The organism is Blautia sp. TF10-30 (assembly GCF_003481245.1).
GTDB classification, from domain to species: Bacteria; Bacillota; Clostridia; order Lachnospirales; family Lachnospiraceae; genus Fusicatenibacter; species Fusicatenibacter saccharivorans.
The window spans coordinates 135,957-158,644 of sequence record NZ_QUKM01000001.1; the positions used below are offsets into that span (position 1 = coordinate 135,957).

Here is a 22,688-nt window from a genome sequence, read left to right on the forward strand (position 1 = left end):
CATGTATTTAATATTGCCTGTTTTTCCGGAGGTATTCACAAATTTCATCCGGCGCTTCAAAAAAGTCCGCCCGGAGTCCTTTTGGGAACCCGTGATTCTGATCTGCTTTGCTCAGATTGACTGCAATCCTCTGATAATCTCGGATGCTGTTACATAGGAAGCACTGCTTTTTTCTTCCGCAGCCTCTCCCGCCTTTCCATGCGCATATGCCGCCAGTGCCGCTGTTTTGGCAAGGCTGATTTTTTTCTCGTTTTTTTCACACTGACGTTTTGCTGCAAAGGCGCCTGTGATTCCCGCGAGCACATCGCCGCTTCCCGCCGTCGCAAGCGCACTGCTTCCGCTTGTGTTTATGTAATACTGCTCACGCCCTTCCTCTGCTGTCACGGTTACGGAATCCTTTCGTACACAGCAGGCCTGGTATTTTTCGGCTGCCCTTCCGGCGCTTCCTGCCGGGTCACGCTGGCATTCTGCAATGGTCATGTGCAGCAGCCGTGCAAGCTCTCCTACATGAGGCGTTAAAATTTTTTCTGCCCGGCAGCCCGAAAGAATCTCTGCATCTTCTGCAATCAGGTTCAGCGCATCTGCATCCAGAACAAGAGGAACTTCTGTGTGCTGCACCGTAAAAACGAGCAGTTCTTTTGCCGTCCGGCTTTTGGAAAGTCCCGGTCCCGCAACAACAGCGTCCGCCCAGGCGAGATCCTGCAGCAGGGCTTCTTCCGGAAGCGGCTCATCCTCCTTCCAGAAATCCGCCATTGCTTCCGGCAGGGCACAGAAAAGCGGCGTACGGTTTCTTTCCTCTGTCACAACCTTTACCATGCCGGCACCGGATGCAAGGACTGCCCTGGCACACAAAACAGCGGCTCCGCACATGGCACCGGAACCGGCAAGTACCAGCACCTTTCCGAAGGTTCCCTTATTTCCCATCGGCGTGCGGGTAAGAAACCGGTCCAGATCTTCTTTTTCCACTGAACCGTACCAGGGCGTCTCCTCTTCTCCTGCATCAAAGCCGATTCCGATATCACGGACCAGGACCTCTCCGGCATATCGTTTTCCGGGATCAAAGAGAAGCCCTGGCTTTGCACAGGCAAATGTCACCGTGGCTCTGGCTTTCACCGCCGCATCAAGGACCTCTCCGGTATCCGTGTGGATCCCCGAAGGGATGTCCACGGCAAGAACAGGAACACCGCTTGCGCAGATTGCTTCCACTGCCCTCCGGTACTCCCCTGCCAGCGGACGGGATACGCCAATTCCAAAGATGGCATCTATGATAACAGTATATTCCCGGAAATCCGGATTCTTAACCTCACGGACCCCATAATTTTCCGCAATTTTCTTCTGTGCTCTCATGCCTTCACTGTATTTTTCCGGATTTCCAAGACAGAACAGTTCCGCATCCACCCCTTTCGTCTTTAAAATCCGTGCAATTGCCGCACCGTCCCCTCCATTATTTCCGGGACCGCACACAGCAAGGACTTTTCCTGTATCCCATGTTCCATTTTGAAGCTCCTCCACGCAGGACAGCGCTGCGCGCTCCATCAGTACCAGGGACGGTACCCCCATGGTTTCGATCGTATTGCGGTCTGCCTGCTTCATCTGTGCTGCTGTAAGAATCCGTTTCATCGCTTTTCCTCCTTTTCCTGCCTTATCCGGAAAGTGAACAGAAAAAGTCTCCGGTTTCCCGAAGACTCTCCTGCTTTTGTTTTGGTTTCTTAATTGTTCTTTGGATGCTCCGCCTCATATCTGGTCAGATTGTAGGAGAGACGCATCAGACTTTCGGAAAGATGGACGTTCTCGACGATCACATCTTTCGGAAGTTTTAAGTTTAGATCGGTATGTGCAAAATTCCAGATTGCTTTTACACCGTTGTCCACGAGAATCTCTGCCATCTCTACCGCTTTTGCTTTTGGCAGTGTCAAAGCCGCAATCTCTACATGGTGTTCCTTGATAAATTCCGGAAGCTCGTCCGCCATGCGGATTTCAATTCCGCGCACGGAGATTCCTTTTAATACCGGGTTGACGTCAAAAATACCGACCGTTTTGAATCCGCTTCTTTCAAAGGCCGCATAATTAGCAAGCGCCTGTCCCAGATTTCCGGCTCCGACAAAAATCATATTGTGGACTCTGTCCAGACCTAAAATTTTTCCAATCTCGCTGTACAGATACCGCACGTTATAACCATACCCCTGCTGGCCGAAGCCGCCGAAATTATTTAAATCCTGGCGAATCTGGGAAGCTGTCACTTTCATCCGCTCGCTCAGCTCACCGGAAGAGATCCGTTCTACTCCGTCCTCCAGCAATTCGCCCAGGTAACGATAATATCTAGGAAGTCTTTTGATAACTGCCCGCGAAATTCCTTTTTCTTCCAAGATAAATTCCTCCTTATTTACACCTGCATATATTCATATTATATATGGTTGATAGAAAATTGTCAAAGATTTCTTGAAATTTTGTGTATTACTCTCTATAATAAGGATGGTGTATTATGTCAAAATACAGAAATATGTTATCTGGAGGAACCACATGATTCTTGCATGTCAGAATATCTCGAAAGCATTCGGGACAACGGAAATTATCAAAAATGCATCTTTTCATATAGAAGAACGCGAAAAAACCGCACTGGTCGGCATCAACGGTGCCGGAAAATCGACGCTGTTAAAAATCATCATCGGCGAAATGAGGGCCGATGAGGGAGAGGTCATCCTCTCCAAAGGAAAGACGATGGGCTATCTCGCCCAGCATCAGGATCTGACCGGACACCTTTCCATTTACCAGGAAGTGCTGACCGCGAAACAGAATCTGATCGATATGGAGGAACGCCTCCGTCAGATGGAAAGTGATATGAATACAAAATCCGGTGCAGAGCTGGATGAACTTCTTTCCACCTACACCCGCCTCTCCCATACCTTTGAACTGGAAAACGGATACGCGTACCGCAGTGAAGTCGTCGGTGTTTTAAAAGGTCTTGGCTTTTCCGAGAGCGATTTTGAAAAACAGGTGGACTCCCTCTCCGGCGGTCAGAAGACCCGCGTGGCACTTGGTAAACTGCTGCTCACCAAACCGGACATCATTCTGCTCGACGAGCCGACCAACCACCTCGATATGGACTCGATCTCCTGGCTCGAAACGTATCTTTTAAATTACAGCGGAGCCGTCCTGATCGTCTCCCATGACCGTTACTTTCTCGACCGCGTTGTCACAAAAGTCGTTGAAGTGGACAATAAAAAAGTAACAACTTTTGAGGGAAACTATACCGCCTACAGTCAAAAAAAAGCAATGCTCCGTGAAGCCGCTTACCATGCCTGGGTCAACCAGCAGCAGGAAATCCACCATCAGGAAGAAGTCATTGCAAAGCTGAAATCTTTCAACCGCGAGAAATCCATCAAACGCGCCGAGAGCCGTGAAAAAATGCTGGACAAAATGGATGTGCTGGAAAAGCCGACCGAAGTACGCTCCGATATGCGGATCCGTCTGGAACCGCGCATCACAAGCGGAAACGATGTGCTGACCGTCGAGCACCTCTCCAAAGCCTTCCCGGGACAGACGCTTTTCCAGGATCTGAATTTCGAAATCAAGCGCGGGGAGCGCGTCGCAATCATCGGAAACAACGGAACGGGAAAAACGACGATCTTAAAGATCTTAAACGAAGTCATCCGCCCGGATGCCGGCTCTTTTACACTTGGAAGCCGTGTACAGATCGGTTACTACGATCAGGAGCATCAGGTGCTCCACATGGAAAAGACCATTTTCCAGGAGATTTCCGACGCGTATCCGTATCTGACAAACACCGAAATCCGAAATGTGCTGGCCGCCTTCCTGTTTACAAACGACGATGTCTTCCAACCGATTCATACCTTGAGCGGCGGTGAGCGCGGACGAATTTCTCTTGCCAAGCTGATGCTCTCGAACGCCAACTTCCTGATCCTCGACGAGCCGACCAACCACCTCGATATCGTATCAAAGGAGATTCTGGAAAACGCGCTGAAGGATTACACTGGAACGGTACTGTACGTTTCCCACGACCGTTACTTTATCAATCAGACTGCAACCCGGATTCTGGAGCTGACGGGACAAACACTCGTCAACTATATCGGAAATTACGATTACTATCTGGAGAAAAAAGAAGAGCTGACCCGCATCTATGCTCCTGCTGCCGATGCCGCCGCTCCGGAAGAAACAGCGGCTCCTTCCGAAGCCTCCTCCACAAAGCTGGACTGGAAAGCGCAGAAAGAAGAACAGGCACGTCTCCGCAAGAAAGAAAACGAGCTGAAAAAGACGGAGAAACGAATTGAAGAGCTTGAGACACGCGATTCGGAAATTGATGAGGAAATGTCGAAACCGGAAGTCGCAACGAATGTGGCAGAGTGTGTGAAATTAAGCAAAGAGAAAGCAGAGATTGCCGCGGAACTCGAAGAGCTGTATGAAAAATGGGAAGAGCTTGCCGAATAGGCCTGGTTTTCCCCGGAAAATTCAAAACAGAAAAAGCCGGTCCGGCGCATCCCTTTTTGCGGGAATGCCGGATCGGCTTTCTTTTTTGCTTCGTTTAATTATTTCTCCAGCTCCTCGCGGATGGCCAGGATGAAATCACGGCTGTTTAATACGGTCGGATTTTCCATGGTGGTGATCAGCGCAAGGTCTTTTGTCATTTTTCCGCTCTCGATCGTTGCGATCGTTGCTTTTTCCAGACGGTCTGCAAATGCGGAAAGTTCTGCGTTTCCATCCATTTCCCCGCGTTTTCTGAGTGCGCCGGTCCATGCAAAAATGGTGGCCACGGAGTTGGTGGATGTCTCCTCACCTTTTAAGTGACGGTAATAGTGGCGCTGTACGGTTCCGTGCGCAGCCTCGTACTCGTAATATCCGTGCGGGGATACGAGAACAGAAGTCATCATCGCAAGGGAACCGAAGGCGGAGGATACCATGTCGCTCATGACATCGCCGTCGTAGTTCTTGCAGGCCCAGATAAAGCCGCCCTCTGCTTTCATGATGCGGGCAACGGCGTCGTCGATCAGAGTGTAGAAGTAGGTAATGCCTGCTTCTGCAAATTTCTCTTTGTACTCTGCATCGAAGATCTCCTGGAAGATATCCTTGAAGCGGTGATCATACTTCTTGGAAATCGTATCCTTGCTTGCAAACCACAGATCCTGTTTCGTGGACAGTGCGTACTCGAAACAGCTTCTCGCAAAGCTTTCTATGGAGTTATCCAGATTGTGCATGCCCTGAATGACACCGGCGCCGGTGAAGTTGTGGATCAGCTCTCTTGTCTCGGTGCCGTCCTCAGCCGTATAAACCAGCTCTGCTTTTCCCGGTCCCGGAATGCGCATTTCTGCATTTTTATAGACATCTCCGTATGCATGACGGGCAATCGTGATCGGTTTTTTCCAGTTGCGCACGCACGGCTCGATGCCTTTTACGACAATCGGGGTACGGAAAACGGTTCCGTCGAGCATGGCACGGATCGTTCCGTTCGGGCTCTTCCACATTTCTTTCAGATTGTACTCGGTCATACGCGCTGCATTCGGCGTAATGGTGGCACATTTGACTGCTACACCGTATTTCTTGGTAGCGTTTGCGGAATCTACGGTTACCTGATCGTTCGTCTCGTTTCTGTGTTCCAGTCCCAGATCGTAATATTCCGTTTTCAGGTCAATAAACGGGAGAAGCAGCTCATCTTTGATCATTTTCCAGAGAATTCTGGTCATCTCATCTCCATCCATCTCTACCAGAGGAGTGGTCATCTGAATTTTTTCCATAGTAGGCCTCCTTTTTCTATTCCCGTTTATTGTATAAAGTATCCTATAGCTTGTCAAGTCAAAATTCGCCTGATTTTTTGGCATTTTCCCATAAATTCACACAATTTTTGCAGGATGAGAGGTGTTTTCCTTCATTTTTCTTTTTTTATGCTGCCGCACAGTGTCTCACAGAAGAGACAGAAAACGGTCTGTTTGAAGCATCCCATGCCCCTGACGGTTGCGCGGAAGGCCAAGGTCTCTCGCCGATTCGCAAAGCAGCATTTTCGCCTGGACATTTGTAAGATCCGGAACCCGTTCAAGTGCCAAAGCCACGGCTCCGGACACCCGCGGTGCCGCCATCGAGGTGCCGCTCTTCACCACATATTCCTTCCTGCTTCTTCCAGGCGCGCAGGAAATGAGACGTTTTCCAGGCGCGACAAGATCCGGTTTGCAGACGCAGTCCCGTGTCGGGCCGCATCCGGAGATTCCTCTTCTTGGCTCCAGCAGATCGCCCGCTCCCACGGTGATCACTTTTCTGCTGCTCCCCGGCGCCGTAATACTGCCCGGAGCGGGCCCCAGATTTCCGGCCGCTGTCACAACAGTGATCCCGTCATCCCAGGCGCGCTCCACCGCCTGTACTAGCAGATCATCCACCGTTTTTTCCTGCTCTGTTGTTCCCACTGAAATATTTAAAATGCGGATATTAAGTCTTATTCGCTCTTTGCACACCCAGTCAATCGCCGCGAGGATATCCTGCTTTCTTCCATTTCCCCTTCGGTCCAGAATCTTCACTACGACAAACCGGCATCCCGGTGCCGCACCCTGGTATTTTCCGCCGGACGCTCTTCCACTTCCGCCAAGGATACCACAGACATGCGTTCCGTGTCCATTGTCATCGTAAGGCGTCTCCCGCCCGTACACAAGATCCCGGAAGGCTACAATCCGGCCGTCAAAATCCATATGGGGAAAAATCCCTGTATCCAGCACGGCGGCTGTAATTCCTTTTCCTGTCAGATTTTCCTGCTCTTTCATCCATAAGCCCCTGTGTATTCTTATCTTATGGTATGCAAAAAAGGCTGCCTTTCGCAAAGAACAGCCTTTTTGTTTTTCTTTTCTATACTTAAAACTGAATCTGCTTTTCCCCTTTCCGTTTCCAGAGAGCTGCTGCAAGCGGGATGCCGCAGAGCTCAGCCAGGACAAAGGCGCCCCATATCAGATTCAGGTTTCCAAATCCTTTGAGAAGAAATGCAAACACCAGCGGCAGAATCGCCTGGCGTGTCATGGATATGTACATACTTTCTTTTCCAAGGGAAAGTCCCTGCAGCGCCGCCTGATAGATCAGACCTGGAATCGAAAGCAGATAGGCACCGACAGAATGCGGAGCGCCGGGACTCCAATGCGCATCAGATTGTCCGAGGCATCATATTGTATGTATGGCAATAAAAAACAGGAAGATATCTGCCAAAACCGTTTCGGTAAAGATCTTCCTGTCCTTTTTTCAGAAACTTTTCAAAAACATTACTTCTGCTGCTCCATTCGCTTCAGTTCCGGCAGAACCAGAATCAGCATGGTGATAAAGCAGAGACTTCCGCCGATTACGTTTGATACCGGTTCGGCAAGGAATACACCGTCCGTTCCCATGTGGAGTACGTACGGCATCAGATAGGTGAGCGGTACAACAATGAAGACTTTTCGGAGCAGGGAGAAAAAGATCGCCTGCTTCTTTTTATTCAGAGATTTGAATACGGTCTGTCCAATGTACTGCAGATCCATGAAAATGAATGCTGCAAAGTACTGCTTCAGAGCCGGAACCGCATCTGCGGTCAGTACCGCATCCGAACTGAAAATACCGATCAGCGCATGCGGCGCCAGAACAATCACGCTCCACATCACTGCGGTATAGCCGAGGATCATCGCACTCATGACACACATCGCCTTGCGCACGCGGGCCGGACGGCGTGCACCGTAATTATAGCTCAAAATCGGAGAAGTTCCCTCATTCATTGCATAGATCGGTGTCTCGACGAGCTGACGCACGCTCGATACGATCGTCATAACAGAGATGTAAATATCACCGCCGGTCACAGAGAGTACGTTGTTGCAGCAGATCGTGACAAGGCTGTTGGTCAGCTGCATGATAAATCCCGCGGTACCGAGGCTGACAATATTTTTCGCATAGCCTGCACACTCAGAAATTTCATTTTTCCGCACAAAGCGCACTTTCAGTTCCGATTTCCGGGTCAGGAAATACAGAACGAACACTGCGGAAAGTGTCTGGGAAATCACAGTTGCAATCGCAGCCCCCTGCACACCAAAGCCAAACACAAAGATAAACAGCGGGTCAAGCAGCAGGTTTGCGACCGCTCCGATCGTGACGGAAAGCATACCAACGGTCGAGTAGCCCTGCGCGTTGATGAACGGGTTCATGCCGGTTGCCACCATCGACGGCAAAGTTCCGATCAGATAAATCATCATATAAGGATACGCGTAGACCATCGCATCTGCCGATGCGCCGAACAGTGATAGCAGTGGACGGGCAAACAAAAAGCCGATCACCATCAGTATGACAGCACAGACACATACCATGGAATACGACGTATTCATAATACGTTCCGCCTTTTTTTGATCATTCTTTCCACGCTCAATCGAAAACAGCGGAGCGCCGCCGCTTCCAAACAAGTTGCTGAATGCTGTGATGATAACGATCAGCGGAAAGCACAGACCGACTGCACCGAGTGCCGCCGTTCCTACCTCCGGGATCCGCGCGATGTAGACGCGGTCTACAATATTGTACAGCAGACTCAAAATCTGAGCAACCAGCATCGGGAGCGCTGCCCCGAAGATGTTTCCGGTTACGGTTCCATGTTCGAAATCAATTCGTTTCATTTGTTCCCTCATTCCCTTCTTTTTCACTTGCTTTTCAGTATAGCATGGCGTATTCTATATGTAAATTATTGTTTTTATATTGAAATTGAATAATTTTTATATAGTTTTTTCAGGAGGATTTTTATGGAACTTCGACAACTCGAATACTTCCGCGCCATCGTGGACGCGGGAACCATCAGCGGGGCGGCACGGGTGCTGCATATGACACAGCCGCCGTTAAGTTATCAGATCAAAATGCTGGAGGAAGAGCTTCAGGTGCCTCTTCTCATCCGCGGTACAAAGAAAATCACCCTGACCGAGGCAGGAAAAACACTGTATGAACAGGCAGGAACGCTTCTGATGCTTGCGGATCTCACCAGGCGCGAAGTCGTAAAATCCAGTCAGTCTGCGACACTCCACATCGGCATGACGCCATCCACCGTTTCGCTGCTCGCCGACTATCTCCTGCGATTTTCCCGGAAATACCCGCACATCCATTTTGATGTCCACGAGGGTTCTACCTTTGCTTTAAAAGACCAGCTCGAAAATCACATGGTGGATCTCACCACGCTCCGCACGCCAATCGTTTTAAATGGCTGCGAGACGAAGACCCTTTTAAAAGAGAGCATCACCGCCATGGCACTCCCTTCTCACCCGCTTTTTGCCGGGCGTGAAACCCTTTCGCTTACGGAACTTGCCGAGCAGCCGCTGATTCTGTCGAACCGCTACCGGAAATACATGCTCTCCGCTTTCGAGCAGGCGGGTCTGTTCTGCGATATCTATCTCACCTGCGAGGACGCCCGCACGGCAATGACAATGGCAGAAAAAGGCCTTGGCATCGCTCTTCTGCCGGCCTCCATGCTGAATCTTACCCATAAATTAAAGGCCTGCACCATCACAGATGCAGACCTTACAACCGAAATCCTGCTTGCCTGGCGCAAGGGGCGCCTTCCGTCTGAACTTCGGGCTTTTCTGGAATTGTGGGATGAAAATGACTCCCTCAATAATCAAATTCATGTTCCCCAACCGTAATCGTCTGCGTCAGTTTTTCATTCTGATACGGTTTACGGATCTCAATTAGATTCAGAACGGTGTAACCACGCTTTCTCAAAAATTCAATCATCCTGTGGTTATTGGGATGGACATAGTTGTAAACCGTATCGTTTCCATAAGAAGCTGCAATTTCTTCTGCCTTGCCATGCAGTGCGGCAGCGACTCCCTGCCGGCGGTACTCTTCTCTGACAAAGATGGATTCCACCCACACCACCTCGCTCTCAATACGACAGACAACATAACCTGCGTATTCGCCATGCACCGTAGCGGCAAACACTGGAAATCCTGCTAAAAGGTATTCCTTCATTTCTTCCCGTCCGTCTTCCACGTTCGGTTTTGATGCAATTCCTTTATAGGAACGCAGTTCTACTCGAAACAGCGCAACCATTTCTGCAAGGGCATCGTTTACCTGCCTGATTTCTACCAGTTCTATTTTTTTCATGGTTTCTCTCTCCTGCCACTGTCGTTCTTTTTCCTATTTGCAATTCGTCTCGCTGCTCATATCCGTGATCGAAGTATATCAGGCTTCTTTTCTCTTGCGAAACAAATATTCATCCAATTGTTTCCGAATCGTTTCCGGTATTTCTCTTGCCACCGGGCAGACCGCTGCGTTTGCGAATCTTCTGGTAAATACTGTCAGGAAATCAATATCTTTTTGCAGCTGCTCCATCGACATCACATCTTTGACATCGTAGCGGCAGTGAATCGGGGCGACATTTCCGTTGGCAATACGCGCAAACGAAACAGCCGGAACCCCATGATCGGCAAATGGCGTGGAATCACTGGAATAGACGCCGTTTTCTGCTGCGATTGGAAAGCCAACTTCTGCAGCCATATAGCTGATGTAATGGGTAAGCTTTTCTTCTGCCGATACGCAGGCGATAAATTTTCCCATATACGTTCCGATCATGTCCAGATTGATGTTCAGTACGATCTGTCTCAACTCTTTCTCATGATCTCTGACATACGCCTTCGATCCTAAAAGTCCTCTTTCTTCGCTTCCGCAGAATACAAACCGAAGACCATAATTCAGCTCTTTCCCTTTCATCTGCTCCATGATTCCAAGAAGCCCTGCGCATCCGCTCATGTTGTCATATGCACCATGCGAAAGCGATGTCGTATCATAATGCGCGCTTAAAACGATCCATTCTTCTCTTTTTCCCGGCAATTCTGCAATCACATTATGGGATTCTCCATCGTATTCCTTCTGCCGGATTTCCAGACGGATCTGTTTTAGTTTATTTTTCACAAGTTCTACTGCCTGTGCAGAGTGAATCATGGCGCAGAGTACTTTCTTTTCCTCTCCGACAACGGCTTCCCGAAGATCTCTCTGATCAATGTCTGTATGTGGGTAATAGCTGTTTCCATATTGGAACAGAATCGCTTTCGCGCCTGCTTTCATCAAATCCTGGTACGCAAAAAATCCGATTCCCTGCGTATCCATCAGCACAATTTTATCTTTTGCACCGGCAACGGAAACCGGATCGGTTCCAGGCATATAGTAGAGTTCGCCTTCGACACTTCCGCTTCCGCAGCATGTGAGAGCTTTGCATGAAATTTCCATCCCGTCTGCATACAAATGTGCCTCTTCGATTTCGCCCATCGCAACGCGGAAACCTTCCAGTTTTGCCGGGACTCCTAATGCTTCACACTGCTCCTTTAAATAGTTTGCAACCTGCAATTCTTCTTTTGTACCGCTTGCATGTACAAAATCTGTCTGGTCAAAAATAGATTTTAACTTCATATTTTTAGTTCTCCTTTATAACCATTTTTTCTGTATATCATTTGCTAACATAACCATGTTATTTCGTACAACTTTTTTAAAAAACTGTGATGGTGTATCTGTTCCTCTTTCTCATTCCCATGATTTATGTTTTTTCCAGAGCTCAGAGAGACTCGATCAGTCCTTTGATTCCCTGCTCTTTATAAATATCTTTATAGTATTAGACTTCATCCTTGATCAGCTCATCGATCACCTGCATGCCAAGCAGCTCCACCGGCGCCTGGTCATCTGTGAGGATATAATTTCCTTTCTGATATTCTGTAAGATTTGACGTAACTTCCTGCATCATATTTTTCAGGTTTACGTTTGTAAGTTCCCCCGTATGTTTCGTCAGATTCTTTACGATGTCCGGATCGTCCGACGCAAAGAGTTCCCGGTTGGACGATCCTGCCACATCCACTGTAACCGCTGTATCAAAGACACTTCCAATCGTATCCGAAAGGTACTGATTGATGTTTCCTTCCTTCATTCCACGCATATTCATGTTTACCACCATAACGCCATCGTCCTTCAGATGTGATTTGACCAGTTCAAAGAACTCTTTGGAGGACATCTGGAATGGAATTGTGATATCCTGATATGCATCGACCATAATCACATCATACGTTTTCTGCGATGCATTTAAAAACGCTCTTCCATCGTAAGTAGTCACCGGAATATCCTCGGAAAGTGAAAAATATTTCCGCGAGAGATCCGTGATCTTTTCATCAATCTCTACACCCTCAATGTTCATGTTCCCAAAATATTTCTTACACTGTGTGGCGTAGGTTCCCGTACCCATGCCAAGGATCAGCACATCCATCTGATCTGTCGGCTTGTCTTTGAGCATAAGCGGCGCCGCCATCGCATAATCATAGTACATTCCGGTCAGTTCATCCTGCTTCATATAGACAGACTGTACGCCAAACAGAACATTGGTAGACAATGCTACTCTCTCATCATTTTCGTACACCTGAAGATAGTTGTATACAGACTCTCCCTCATATGTCAGGTTGTTTTCCCAGAATGCGAAGGAATCGGAATAACCTGTTCCACAGCAGAACGCGAAAATAAGTACCGATGCAATCACTTTCTTTTTCCCTGCTTTTTCCATCACAAAATACACGATGGATAACGCAAGTAAAATTCCCGCAAAGATCAGAAAAGTGATCGATGTTCCAACCGCAGGGATCGTAACAAACGTCGGCACAAAGGTACCAATAATGCTGCCGATCGTATTGAATGCTCCCAGTGTTCCCACCGTTTTTCCGTTATCATCCAGATTGCTCACCGAATATTTGACCAGCGACGGAGTTACCGTACCCAGTAAAAATAACGGGAACACAAAAATTACCATACAGGCCACAAACGCAGCCAGGATCAGAAAATTGTTATTTACGGAAAAAATCAGAACCGCAGAAATGCCAACAATGATATATTTTCCGACCACGGGAATTAACGCAATCCATAAAGCAGCTACGATGATACGTCCATAGAGCTTGTCCGGATTGGGCGACTTGTCCGCCGTTCTGCCTCCATAGATATTTCCCAGTGCCATAGCAATCATGATGGTTCCGATGATGATCGTCCATACAATCTGTGAAGAACTAAAATACGGGGCAAGCAGCCTGCTCGCACCAAGTTCTACCGCCATCACAGACATTCCGGAAAAAAATTCTGTCAGATACAAAAATAACTTGTTTTTTAAGATGCCACGATTTTTTCTTTCCATGTCGACTCCTTTTTTATTTTATCTTTTTGCTGCCATCATGCCGGCAAAAGAGTGAAACATACCGCAAAATGGAACGCACAGAATGCGGAAATGATTTTTCAAACGCGCTCTACTATCATACTATAGACTTCTTTGGAATTTTGCAATATATTTTTCCATGACTCTTAATGTCCAAACAGCCATCCCATAATTTTTTCATCCCGACAGAACAGATAACCGCCTCCGTGCTGATAAGTCACTTTCGTTCCTGCAAAGTAATTTTTCTCTTTTATATCCAGTACCAGCAAATTGTCTATTTCGGATTTTGCTAAACCCTGCTCTGCATACAGCTCATATAAAATCTGATACGCTTCTTTAAACGGTTCTGATCCATAATATTCATCACTTTCGCCAATCACAAAATAGACCGGTGTTTTTGCCTCTGTCACCGGTTCATATGCTCCATCCCATTTGGAGCTGCACATGAGCGCTGCAGTAAACAGTTCCGGCTTTTTTCCCAGGATCAGCGCCAGCGTTTCTCCTCCGCCGGAATAGCCGTTACTATATACTTTTTCCGGATTGATCTTATAATTCTCAAGAAAATACTACGTCAGCTCGATTGCCTGATCCGCGGATGTCTCACCCCAGTCATTTAACTGCGGTGCTACGATAATTATCTCCGAATTGTATTTTTGTGCCTCAAAACCAAAATCCTCTGTCCTGATATTTTCCCCCACACCTTGAAAGTACAGTCCCTGATAGCCGGGCAGTGTTACATATAATGCATATTCTTTTGTTCCGTCATAAGAATCCGGAATATATACATTATAATGAATATCCCCCTCCTGCTCCGAATGCAGGACACAATCCAGGATAAATCCCCGGTATTTCTCACTTCCTATGGTAACATTTTCCACTTTTTCCGGTTCTGCTGCCCCTTCTGATGCTGCTGTTCTTTCTGTTTCTTCCAGCTCTGTCATTTCTTCTGTGTTTCTTTTTTCTTCTGTATCCTTTGAATCCTCTATCTGTTCAGATCCCGCTGCCGGAACATCCATATTCCTTTTTCCAGCGCTTTTAAAAAACTGTCTGGATAGCAGAAGCGATATAGCAAAAATAGCAAAGCAAACCGTAATCAGCATTATTTTTCTTTTTGTCATAATGTGAATTCCTCCTTTTTTTACTATTTTTAATCATAGCAAAACGAGACCTCCATAAGAAGTCTCGTTTTTTTTTCAGTCATAACCTTTCCGTTTATTCTTCTGGTCAAAGCTCTACCACTTTCGTTGCCAGCTTTTTGGCAAACCTTGCATCATGCTCCACGATCAGCATCGTTGGCTGGAACTGCGCAATCAGTTTCTCAATCTGCATCCGTGAAAATACATCAATATAATTCAGCGGTTCATCCCACAGATAGAGATACGCAGGTGTTAAAAGGCTGGCAGCAATCAATACTTTTTTCTTCTGTCCCTCGGAAAATTCCTCCATGTTTTTTACAAACTGTTCTCTGTCCAGATCCAGGCTGCGCAACATGGAAAGGAGCATTGGCTCATCAATTTCCTGCTTTTTGGCAAATTCTTTCAGCGTTCCGGACAGATGCGAGGTATCCTGGTTGATATAGGAAATAACGAGATTTGAGGCAATCGAACAGGTACCCGTTGCCATTATATTTTCGCCGGAAAGATTTTCGCATCCGGACATCGTAATTTTCCGCTTTTCGATTCCGCCATTGGAAGAATTTTGCAGGTTCTGCGTCAGAATATACTTGATCAGGCTGGATTTTCCACAGCCATTTTTTCCTTTCAGAAAAACACGGTCTCCTTGTTTCAGTTCAAAATTCAATCCGGTGATCACATGTTCTTTTCCATCCCGATATTTTAAGGAAAAATCCCTGCATTCGATCAGCCGTTCTTTGTAATGGGAAAGCGGCATAATCTTTAAATCTTTTACCGTTTCGATATCTTTTAACAGCCCTTCCTTTTTCTCGATCTCCCGGTCCATTCTCTCCTCGTACGCTTTGACGCGCGACTGCATTTTCTTCGTCTTTGCTCCGATATACGATCGTGTCGATATCGATCTGTCATGTTCTTTGGCTGGATCATACCCAATCTTGGTATTTTCATTTTTTTCTGCCCAGCGCGAAGAACGGTCGGCGGCTGCCTTTAGTTTTCCAATTTCTTTTACATGTTTTTCATGTTCCATTCTGGCGAAGTTGTCTGCTTTTTCCTTATTTTCCCACCAGCTGGAAAAATTGCCGCTCTGCACTTCGATCGAGGCCCGGTTTAAAACCAGCACATGATCGATACAGGCGTCCAGCAGATCCCTGTCGTGGGATACCAGAATAAATCCTTTTTTTGACGCCAGATATTTTTTGATAATCTCTCTGGCGTCCTGATCCAAATGGTTGGTGGGTTCATCGATCAGCAGAAAATCATTTTCACCGGAAAAAAGGACTGCAAGCATGACCCTGGTCCGCTCCCCAAAGCTTAACGTACCAAATGGTCTGTACAAAAGTTCTGCGTCCATATCCACTTTTTCCAATTCACAAAGAACTCTCCAGCTCTCTACTCCCGCTTTCCAGTCTTCCATCAGCTCCGCTGCTGTCCGTTCCAGATCTTTTTGTTTCACCGGATACGGAAAATAATCGAAGACAACCGATCGGGTGATCGCTCCCTGGTATTCGTATTTTCCCAGGAGTAACTGAAGAAACGTTGTCTTTCCCTTTCCGTTTCTTCCCACAAAACCAAGCTTCCAGCTGGTGTCGATTGAAAACGATACATTTTCAAAGATTGTATCATAACTTCCTTCATACCCAAAGGTTAGATTACTGACATTGATCTGTGCCATAAAAACTCCCTTCTGCCTGTTTTTCTTTTTCTCACGGCATAAAAAATTCTGCCTAGAGTATTTAAAAAGCGAGCCCGCTTTGCGTACGCAAAACAGACCCGCATCCTAAACAGACACAGCGTGCATGGCACTGGTGTCGGAACATAACGAATCGTCTAAGTATCTAATTTAAGCGTACACAAAATAACCCGTTTCAAACAGGTCTTACCAAAATACAATTGTGTTTTCCAGCTTAAATTATTTCAGATACATTCCCTCACCTTTACACGTTCATGTTCTTTCTTTTTTCTATTCATGCTTTAAAGCGTCTTCGAAAAGCATTTTTCAAATATGCTCTATGCATAGTTGGACAATATCACAGATTTGCTGATCTGTCAATGCCAAACTAATTTCTCAGCATCTTTCCATTTTACATAAAAATAGTACAAGACCTTCCAAAAATGCCAGATCTCTGGGCTGGAACATCCTTTTCCACTCAGAAAAAATCCCCATGCCGGATCAAATGCCCGGGTTCAGCTACCAGAAACTGCTCATCCCATTCTCCCGACACCAGTTTTTCCAGGATTCGGTTACTTCCCTGCACATAGTCCAACGCTGCATGAATCATATCTGCATTTTTCTGCGCCTGCTCCGCATACGCAAGTTCATAACAATCATTATACCCGGTATCAATGATATCCAGAAAATAATACTGGTCAAACCACATGTGGAACAACGTTTCTTCATCTAGTCCCTGAAATTCCTTGGATGCTTTCCGATAATCTTTCAATAGTGATAACACAGAAAATTTTTCGGGCTCATCCTCATAAAGATACAGATGCCCGCTCTCCTTGCGGTTGGGGATGTACCGGTCATCTGTGGCTAAAAGCAGGGACACACAATCATCTACTCTTGGAATCACAGTCCTTACCTGTGCCCGCACCTGGTCCCAAACTCCTCCGCAAAATCCCATGGCAGCCAGAATCGTATCCGGCTTCCTTTTTCTTTTTTCCAGTTCCTGCCAGATCACCGTTTTCATAGTCGCCGGCTCTACGTGATAGATCCGATCAATGACTATAATCGGATAATTGGTATGCATCTTCTCCTGTGCCCGTTTCACATAACGTTCCAGCGAACTGCAAGTCAAAATGACGGTTTCTTTTTCCATATTCGTGCTCCTCGTACAATATATAAAAATTGATTTATCTGCGTCGTTTACCGTAAGTTTTTCTTTCTATGTTATACTACAATAGTTTTGATGTTGGGGGCAAAACCATAAATAACTTTGTCCTCTATTTCTATAAAGAGTTTTCTGAAATTCAATGCTGCTATCTTGGAACCGAAAAAGAACTTGCCCCGCTGTTTCCCACGAGGTATCTTTTCCAAGTGGTAATTCTTGCGTATATTCGATGGAACAGTTTCCACTCCATTACGCAGCCTTGCATAATTTTTGAATTCTTTGCTATTCATGTTCCGTTGGATTTTCGCACGTTCATGCGCTGCTTTGGATGTTACTATTTTTGCAACCTTCTTAAAGATCTTCGGCTTGCATTGATCCTGCTACGGACAGTTGGCACACTGCTCATGCAGAGAGGAAACGGCACACTGATTGCTTGGTTTCATATAAGAACAGCTTTTCGGTGCATGGCCGGCTGGACATCGGAGGACTTTTGTTCCCTCTTCGTTGAATTCAAAATCAGCAAGGATATCCGGAGCCGGTTTCCCCGTCAGACTTGTGGTAATCAGTTCTACGTTTTTATGAGCTGCAAGTTGTGTGTTTTCTGTTCCACTATATGCTCCATCCGTGACTATAACAGTCCGTTCTTCCTGGTTATCCATCTGCGCAAGGTGCTCCTGGATAAACTGACTGTCACTATGGTTGTTTTGCTCATACTGGTACTCTGTTACAACAGAACCATTGGCTCCAACGGATTCTTCAAGATTAGCAGCATATCCTCGATGCTCTTTTCCTGCTTTATTCCGGAATGTCGCTTCAGGGTCAGAAGGATTCTGCAGCATGGTTGATTTCATGCCGCCGTCTTCTTTCGTGCGGAGTCTTCGGTTTTCATTTTCAACAATGGTCTGTTCTGACAGGCATCTGACAAACAGATCATACTCTGTTGAATCATTGTAATCAGACTCACACAGGGCAAGAAGTTTATCCGCATCCGTTAAGAGCTGCTTCATGCGCTCATCTGCATCGGTACTGCGCTGATGATAAATCACTCTGTTAAAATCGTTAGGATCGATATAATGTTTTAAATCGTCAGACAGAGCGGAACCATTGATTTTATTCACATACATCACCAGCTTTGCAATGCAGGTGTATATCAGTTCCATTCGGCTGAGCCTGCGGACGTTGGATTCGATCATCATGGAATCCATACGCCTGACTTTACCGCTGATTCCCACCAGTTTTGCAATGGAAGCACTTAAATCTTTCACACAATCATGATAAAGATCCTTGTTGTGAAGTGTTTCATAATCATAGCACCTCTTGGGGAAACGGCTTAAGGTCTTGTCACTCAAAGACTGTTCTTCAAAACTTGTTGTGTGCAGTGCGTACTGAATTCGAAAATCCAGCATAAGATTTTCGACCATCTCGTCATCGGAATAATCAAAAAGCTCTTTGATAATGAGCGCACCAACAATCACGTTGACCGGAGTATTCGGTCTGGATGCCTTATCGCTGTATAAGACAGAAAAACGCTTTTCATCAATGGCAGGAAATATTTCATCGGCAAAGACTTTTGCCCAGGATTTTTCCAATGCTTTTTGTTCTCTGGCAGTTAATCCAGAAAAACTATCTGTAAATGACATTTGCTGGTAAGTATTTTCTTTGAATGACATAGAGATTGCCTTCTTTCCTACTAAGATATCTCTATTATACAGCAAGTAAACCATTTAGGCTTGTATTTACTACAAAATATATGAACTTTTCAAGGTACTATAGAGGGGCTTTTGACCCCAACATCATAGTTTTAAAATAATATAAAGCAAACGGATAAAAATATTTTCTCCGTCATAAACTTCAAAAAGAGAGGGAAAAACTTATGATTTTTTATTTTACCGGAACTGGTAATTCGCTTTGGGCTGCAAAAGAAATTGGAAAAGAGCTGAATCAGCCTGTTGAGAATATTATAAAACAGAAAACAGAAAGCAATTTTTTCTGCAAAGACGATATAATCGGTTTTGTCTTTCCTACCTACATGAGCGATCTGCCATGGATTGTAAAAGAATTTTTATTGAAGTTAACGGTCAATCCTGACTGCTATACTTTTGTCGTCATGACTTCTAACAATGGAAAAAGCGGAAATTCTTTTGTCAGCCTAAGTCAGGCACTTTCCCGCAGCGGTGCAAACCTGTCGGCTGTCTTTGATCTGCAGATGCCAGGCAACTGTTTAATCAGCTCAGAGCAGGAAAATCTGGAACGACTGAAAAAAGCACCGGAACGGTTAAAATCTATCATATCTTTTATAAAAGAACGAAAAACAAACTTTACATCTGACGGAAGTCTGCCAAAAGAAGATTTTGTTACTGCATCGTATTTTTATGGAGGACATTCCTGTGCAGCCTGTTATGCCTGTCTTCACTGGTGTCCCAAGAATGCTACCCTGCTTAAAGTTCCATTTTTGAAACATCGTCCGCAGTATCATCATCCAGATGTAATGCTGGCGGAAATCAAAGAATAAGTCTGTAAACGGCGCCCCGGTCCTGCATCCAAATGATCTGCAGGGCCGGGGCGCTTTGCAATTTATGTGCGTGTAAGATGTTGGCTTTTTATTTTCGCTCCGTCTCGCATACGATGATATGTTTGCTCTTCTCATACCCGGGAACTTTCCGGTCCGTGATAAAAATCGGTTTTTCAAAGTCTGCGAAGGTAACGGAACTGATGCTGTTAAATTTGCTTGCGTCACAGAGGACGTAGCACTGGCGGCACTGCTCCATGGCGGTCTTTTTGATTACTGCTTCATTGACATCCGGCGTTGTGCAGCCGCTTCTTCTTGTGACACCGTTAGTGCCGAAAAAGCCTTTGGTGAAGTGGTATTCTTGAATCGTGCGGATCGCCTGGTTTCCCACAACGGCTTCGGTGGAGCTTTTCAGCTCGCCGCCGACCAGAATGACTTTATAGCCGCGGGATGCCAGCCGCTGTGCATGGGCAACTGCGTTGGTCACGAAAACGGCGGAGGTTGTTCCGATAAAATCGATCATATGCGCTGTCGTCGTTCCCGCATCGAGAAAGACGAAATCATCCGGTTCAATCAGGGATGCCGCATACTCTGCGATTTTCCGTTTGGCGTCGCAGTTCAGCTCATTTTTCTGCGCAACGGTGTACTCGTGTGCCGTCACCTTCTGACCGGCCTCCACGGCGCCGCCGAATACCTTTTCCAGCTTGCCCTCCTTGTCGAGCGCTGTGATATCGCGGCGTACCGTGGACTCCGATGTATCGAGAAGATCCCGGACTTCCGTCACGGTGATGCTTCCCTTTTCTTTTAACAGTTTCAAAATTATCTCATGTCTCTGCTGTGTTAACATTTCTTTCCTGCCTTATATTCTGCCACGTTTGTTCCCAGAATGATCTTGCGGAGCGGAAGGATGCTTCCCGGAGAAACGGAAAGTTCATCTACGCCCATCGCAAGGAACTCTTTTGTCAGCTCCTGATCAGCGCCGAGCTCGCCGCAGATACCGGCCCAGATGCCGGCTTTGTGTGCATTCTCCACAACCATCTGAATCATGCGCAGGATCGCCGGGTGATGCGGATCAAAGAACGGATCCAGCTTTGTGTTCTGGCGGTCGATCGCGAGTGTGTACTGACTGAGGTCGTTCGTTCCGATACTGAAGAAATCAACCTCTTTTGCCAGCTCATCGCTGATGATGGCAGCCGCCGGGGTCTCGATCATGATACCCTGCTCTGGATTTCCGTACTCAATGCCCTGCTCAGCGAGAGAAGCTTTTACTTCCTCCACAATCGCTTTGATCTGGCGAACCTCGCCGACACTTGTGATCATTGGATACATAATCGCAATTTTTCCATATGCGCTTGCCCGGAACAGCGCGCGAAGCTGGGTTTTAAAGATCTCCGGTCTTGTCAGGCAGATACGGATTGCACGACAGCCAAGTGCCGGATTTTCTTCTTTTTCCATCTCGAAATAATCGCACTGTTTGTCAGCTCCAATATCGAGCGTACGAATAATGACACGTTTTCCTGCCATCGTCTCTGCTGCCTGTTTGTAGATACGGAACTGCTCCTCCTCTGTTGGATAGTGATCCTGCTCCAGATAGATAAACTCGCTTCGGAACAGGCCGATGCCGCCCGCGTCGTTCTGCATGACAGCCGCAAGGTCTTTGATGTTTCCGATATTAGCATACAGCAGAATTTTCTGTCCGTCCAGTGTAATATTTTCTTTTCCCTTTAAGGTGAGGAGCAGTTTTTTCTTTTCCTCCTCCTCGGTGCGGCGCTTCTGCATGGCAGCAAGAGTCTCCTCGTCCGGATCAACATAGATGGTTCCATCGGATCCGTCTACGATGCCGAGCTTTCCGTCTACGCTCTCATCCAGCGGAAGCGGTGTTCCGACCAGTGCCGGAATCGCCATGGTTCTTGCAAGGATAGCGGTGTGGGAATTTAAAGAACCGTGTACGGTAACAAAAGAAAGAACTTTGTCCTTATCCATCTGTACCGTCTCAGACGGCGCAAGGTCATCTGCCACGATGATCGCCGGTTCGTCGTTTAAGGATGCGTCGGTGTCGTCTCCGTTTAAGATGGAGATCAGACGCTCGGAAATATCCTTTACGTCTGCCGCGCGCTCTCTCATGTAATCATCGTCCATGGCAGAAAACATCTGCGCAAAGTTGTCGCCTGTCGTTGCAACGGCATACTCAGCGTTGACGCCCTGGCTCTTGATAATATTCTCGACGGACTCGTTGTAGCCGTCGTCCTCCATCATCATCTGATGTACCTCGAAGATCGCTGCATTGGCCTCGCCAACCTCTTTGCATGCTTTTTCATACAGAACGCCAAGCTGTGCGATTCCTTTTGCCTTTGCTTCCTCAAACCGTGCCATCTCCGCATCCGGATTTTCTACTTTCACACGTTTTACCTGACGCTCATTCTTTTTGTATACGCGGATCTTTCCGATCGCAATGCCGGAAAATACGCTTTTTCCCTGATAAATCTGCATAAGTTTTCTCCACCTTTGTTCTCGATATCCGAATTTTCTGTCCAGACAGCCGGAGCGTGTTCAAAAAGGATTTCTTAGTTTCAGAAAGTTTTTCAAACACGCTCCTGCCGATTACTATATTGTAATTCTCCAGAGCCCCATCTCAATTCCGCTTACGCTCCATTTCGATGTGGCTTCTCGCCATATGGAATTCCAGAAAAAAGCACTCATTCATGCAAGCATGATTCGCACTTTTTTCTTCCATTCCGCATGGCTCTGTAGAATTACAAGTTCTCTTTCATGAAATTGCTGATTGCTTCGTATGCAGCATCTTCATCTGCTCCATCGAAGGTCAGGGTAACTTCTTCGCCCTGTTTTACAGCCAGTCCCATGATGCCGAAGATGGCTTTGCAGTTCATGGCTTTTCCGTCTTTTGCGATCTTGATATCACAGGAAAATTCTTTGACTGCTTTTACCAGCATTCCTGCCGGACGAGCGTGGATTCCTTCTGGATCTGTTACAACATACTTAAATTCTTTCATGATTTTTTCCTCCCATAGGATCTTTGATATTTTTATTTTACTTTGTTT

General features: G+C 46.6%; 21 protein-coding genes. 4 read left to right on the forward strand and 17 right to left on the reverse strand.

The window, feature by feature from the left end; genetic code table 11:
- Positions 1–111: 111 nt before the first annotated feature.
- Together DXD02_RS00640 and DXD02_RS00645 are read right to left on the reverse strand one after the other, a co-directional pair.
- On the reverse strand, positions 112–1,620 hold the full coding sequence (locus DXD02_RS00640) for a bifunctional ADP-dependent NAD(P)H-hydrate dehydratase/NAD(P)H-hydrate epimerase (RefSeq protein WP_022462573.1): 1,509 nt from the start codon (positions 1,618–1,620) through the stop codon (positions 112–114).
- An 89-nt stretch (positions 1,621–1,709) separates the two neighbouring features.
- Positions 1,710–2,366, reverse strand: coding sequence for a redox-sensing transcriptional repressor Rex (locus DXD02_RS00645; protein ID WP_022462574.1), 657 nt, complete (start codon positions 2,364–2,366; stop codon positions 1,710–1,712).
- A gap of 154 nt (positions 2,367–2,520) precedes the next feature.
- Between DXD02_RS00645 and DXD02_RS00650 the strand changes: the two genes are divergently transcribed.
- Entirely contained in the window at positions 2,521–4,446 is a 1,926-nt protein-coding gene (locus tag DXD02_RS00650; RefSeq protein WP_117812762.1) for an ABC-F family ATP-binding cassette domain-containing protein, read from the forward strand.
- Positions 4,447–4,544: 98 nt separating this feature from the next.
- Here DXD02_RS00650 and DXD02_RS00655 read toward each other — a convergent pair whose 3' ends face one another.
- From DXD02_RS00655 to DXD02_RS00665, 4 genes are all read right to left on the reverse strand, one after another.
- Positions 4,545–5,747, reverse strand: a complete 1,203-nt coding sequence (locus tag DXD02_RS00655) for an NADP-dependent isocitrate dehydrogenase (RefSeq protein ID WP_055217983.1) — start codon at positions 5,745–5,747, stop codon at positions 4,545–4,547.
- Between the two features lie 165 nt (positions 5,748–5,912).
- On the reverse strand, positions 5,913–6,758 hold the full coding sequence (locus tag DXD02_RS00660) for a S8 family peptidase (RefSeq protein WP_055227885.1): 846 nt from the start codon (positions 6,756–6,758) through the stop codon (positions 5,913–5,915).
- Between the two features lie 88 nt (positions 6,759–6,846).
- Positions 6,847–7,020 (reverse strand): hypothetical protein, encoded by a 174-nt coding sequence (locus DXD02_RS15355; RefSeq protein WP_158578914.1) that lies wholly within the window; start codon positions 7,018–7,020, stop codon positions 6,847–6,849.
- 224 nt (positions 7,021–7,244) lie between these two features.
- Positions 7,245–8,612: an MATE family efflux transporter gene (locus DXD02_RS00665; protein WP_118596001.1), complete on the reverse strand. Its 1,368-nt coding sequence runs from the start codon at positions 8,610–8,612 to the stop codon at positions 7,245–7,247.
- Between the two features lie 123 nt (positions 8,613–8,735).
- On the opposite strand from DXD02_RS00665, the gene DXD02_RS00670 reads away from it, so the two are divergent.
- Complete coding sequence (locus DXD02_RS00670; protein WP_117508979.1) at positions 8,736–9,623, forward strand: LysR family transcriptional regulator; 888 nt, start codon at positions 8,736–8,738, stop codon at positions 9,621–9,623.
- Here the strand turns inward: DXD02_RS00670 and DXD02_RS00675 are convergent.
- The 3 genes from DXD02_RS00675 to DXD02_RS00685 form a co-directional block, all read right to left on the reverse strand.
- Complete coding sequence (locus tag DXD02_RS00675; protein WP_055227881.1) at positions 9,592–10,086, reverse strand: GNAT family N-acetyltransferase; 495 nt, start codon at positions 10,084–10,086, stop codon at positions 9,592–9,594. The genes DXD02_RS00670 and DXD02_RS00675 overlap by 32 nt on opposite strands.
- A 78-nt stretch (positions 10,087–10,164) precedes the next feature.
- A complete protein-coding gene (locus DXD02_RS00680) occupies positions 10,165–11,388 on the reverse strand; it encodes a M28 family metallopeptidase (protein ID WP_118666251.1) in 1,224 nt (407 codons plus the stop codon).
- A gap of 199 nt (positions 11,389–11,587) precedes the next feature.
- Positions 11,588–13,138: a spermidine synthase gene (locus DXD02_RS00685; protein WP_118666252.1), complete on the reverse strand. Its 1,551-nt coding sequence runs from the start codon at positions 13,136–13,138 to the stop codon at positions 11,588–11,590.
- 51 nt (positions 13,139–13,189) lie between these two features.
- On the opposite strand from DXD02_RS00685, the gene DXD02_RS16315 reads away from it, so the two are divergent.
- Positions 13,190–13,264, forward strand: a complete 75-nt coding sequence (locus DXD02_RS16315) for a DUF6783 domain-containing protein (protein ID WP_373141018.1) — start codon at positions 13,190–13,192, stop codon at positions 13,262–13,264.
- A gap of 38 nt (positions 13,265–13,302) precedes the next feature.
- Here DXD02_RS16315 and DXD02_RS15660 read toward each other — a convergent pair whose 3' ends face one another.
- The 5 genes from DXD02_RS15660 to DXD02_RS15670 all read right to left on the reverse strand — a co-directional run bounded on the left by DXD02_RS15660 (position 13,303) and on the right by DXD02_RS15670 (position 18,790).
- Positions 13,303–13,566, reverse strand: a complete 264-nt coding sequence (locus DXD02_RS15660) for a hypothetical protein (RefSeq protein WP_227093461.1) — start codon at positions 13,564–13,566, stop codon at positions 13,303–13,305.
- 156 nt (positions 13,567–13,722) lie between these two features.
- Positions 13,723–14,274: a hypothetical protein gene (locus DXD02_RS15665; protein ID WP_243106310.1), complete on the reverse strand. Its 552-nt coding sequence runs from the start codon at positions 14,272–14,274 to the stop codon at positions 13,723–13,725.
- Between the two features lie 106 nt (positions 14,275–14,380).
- Positions 14,381–15,961 (reverse strand): ATP-binding cassette domain-containing protein, encoded by a 1,581-nt coding sequence (locus tag DXD02_RS00695; protein ID WP_117508980.1) that lies wholly within the window; start codon positions 15,959–15,961, stop codon positions 14,381–14,383.
- Between the two features lie 475 nt (positions 15,962–16,436).
- Positions 16,437–17,108, reverse strand: a complete 672-nt coding sequence (locus tag DXD02_RS00700; protein ID WP_055227877.1) for a DUF1638 domain-containing protein — start codon at positions 17,106–17,108, stop codon at positions 16,437–16,439.
- 392 nt (positions 17,109–17,500) lie between these two features.
- Positions 17,501–18,790 (reverse strand): transposase, encoded by a 1,290-nt coding sequence (locus DXD02_RS15670; protein ID WP_242998339.1) that lies wholly within the window; start codon positions 18,788–18,790, stop codon positions 17,501–17,503.
- Positions 18,791–18,993: 203 nt separating this feature from the next.
- Here DXD02_RS15670 and DXD02_RS00715 point away from each other — a divergent pair, with 203 nt between their 5' ends.
- Entirely contained in the window at positions 18,994–19,632 is a 639-nt protein-coding gene (locus tag DXD02_RS00715) for an EFR1 family ferrodoxin (protein ID WP_055226341.1), read from the forward strand.
- 88 nt (positions 19,633–19,720) lie between these two features.
- Here the strand turns inward: DXD02_RS00715 and DXD02_RS00720 are convergent, their stop codons facing one another.
- From DXD02_RS00720 to DXD02_RS00730, 3 genes are all read right to left on the reverse strand, one after another.
- Entirely contained in the window at positions 19,721–20,476 is a 756-nt protein-coding gene (locus DXD02_RS00720) for a DeoR/GlpR family DNA-binding transcription regulator (RefSeq protein WP_055226343.1), read from the reverse strand.
- Entirely contained in the window at positions 20,470–22,119 is a 1,650-nt protein-coding gene (gene ptsP / locus DXD02_RS00725; protein ID WP_118666253.1) for a phosphoenolpyruvate--protein phosphotransferase, read from the reverse strand. The genes DXD02_RS00720 and ptsP overlap by 7 nt, the downstream gene beginning before the upstream one ends.
- Positions 22,120–22,382: 263 nt before the next feature.
- Complete coding sequence (locus tag DXD02_RS00730) at positions 22,383–22,640, reverse strand: HPr family phosphocarrier protein (protein ID WP_022463097.1); 258 nt, start codon at positions 22,638–22,640, stop codon at positions 22,383–22,385.
- Positions 22,641–22,688 lie beyond the last annotated feature (48 nt).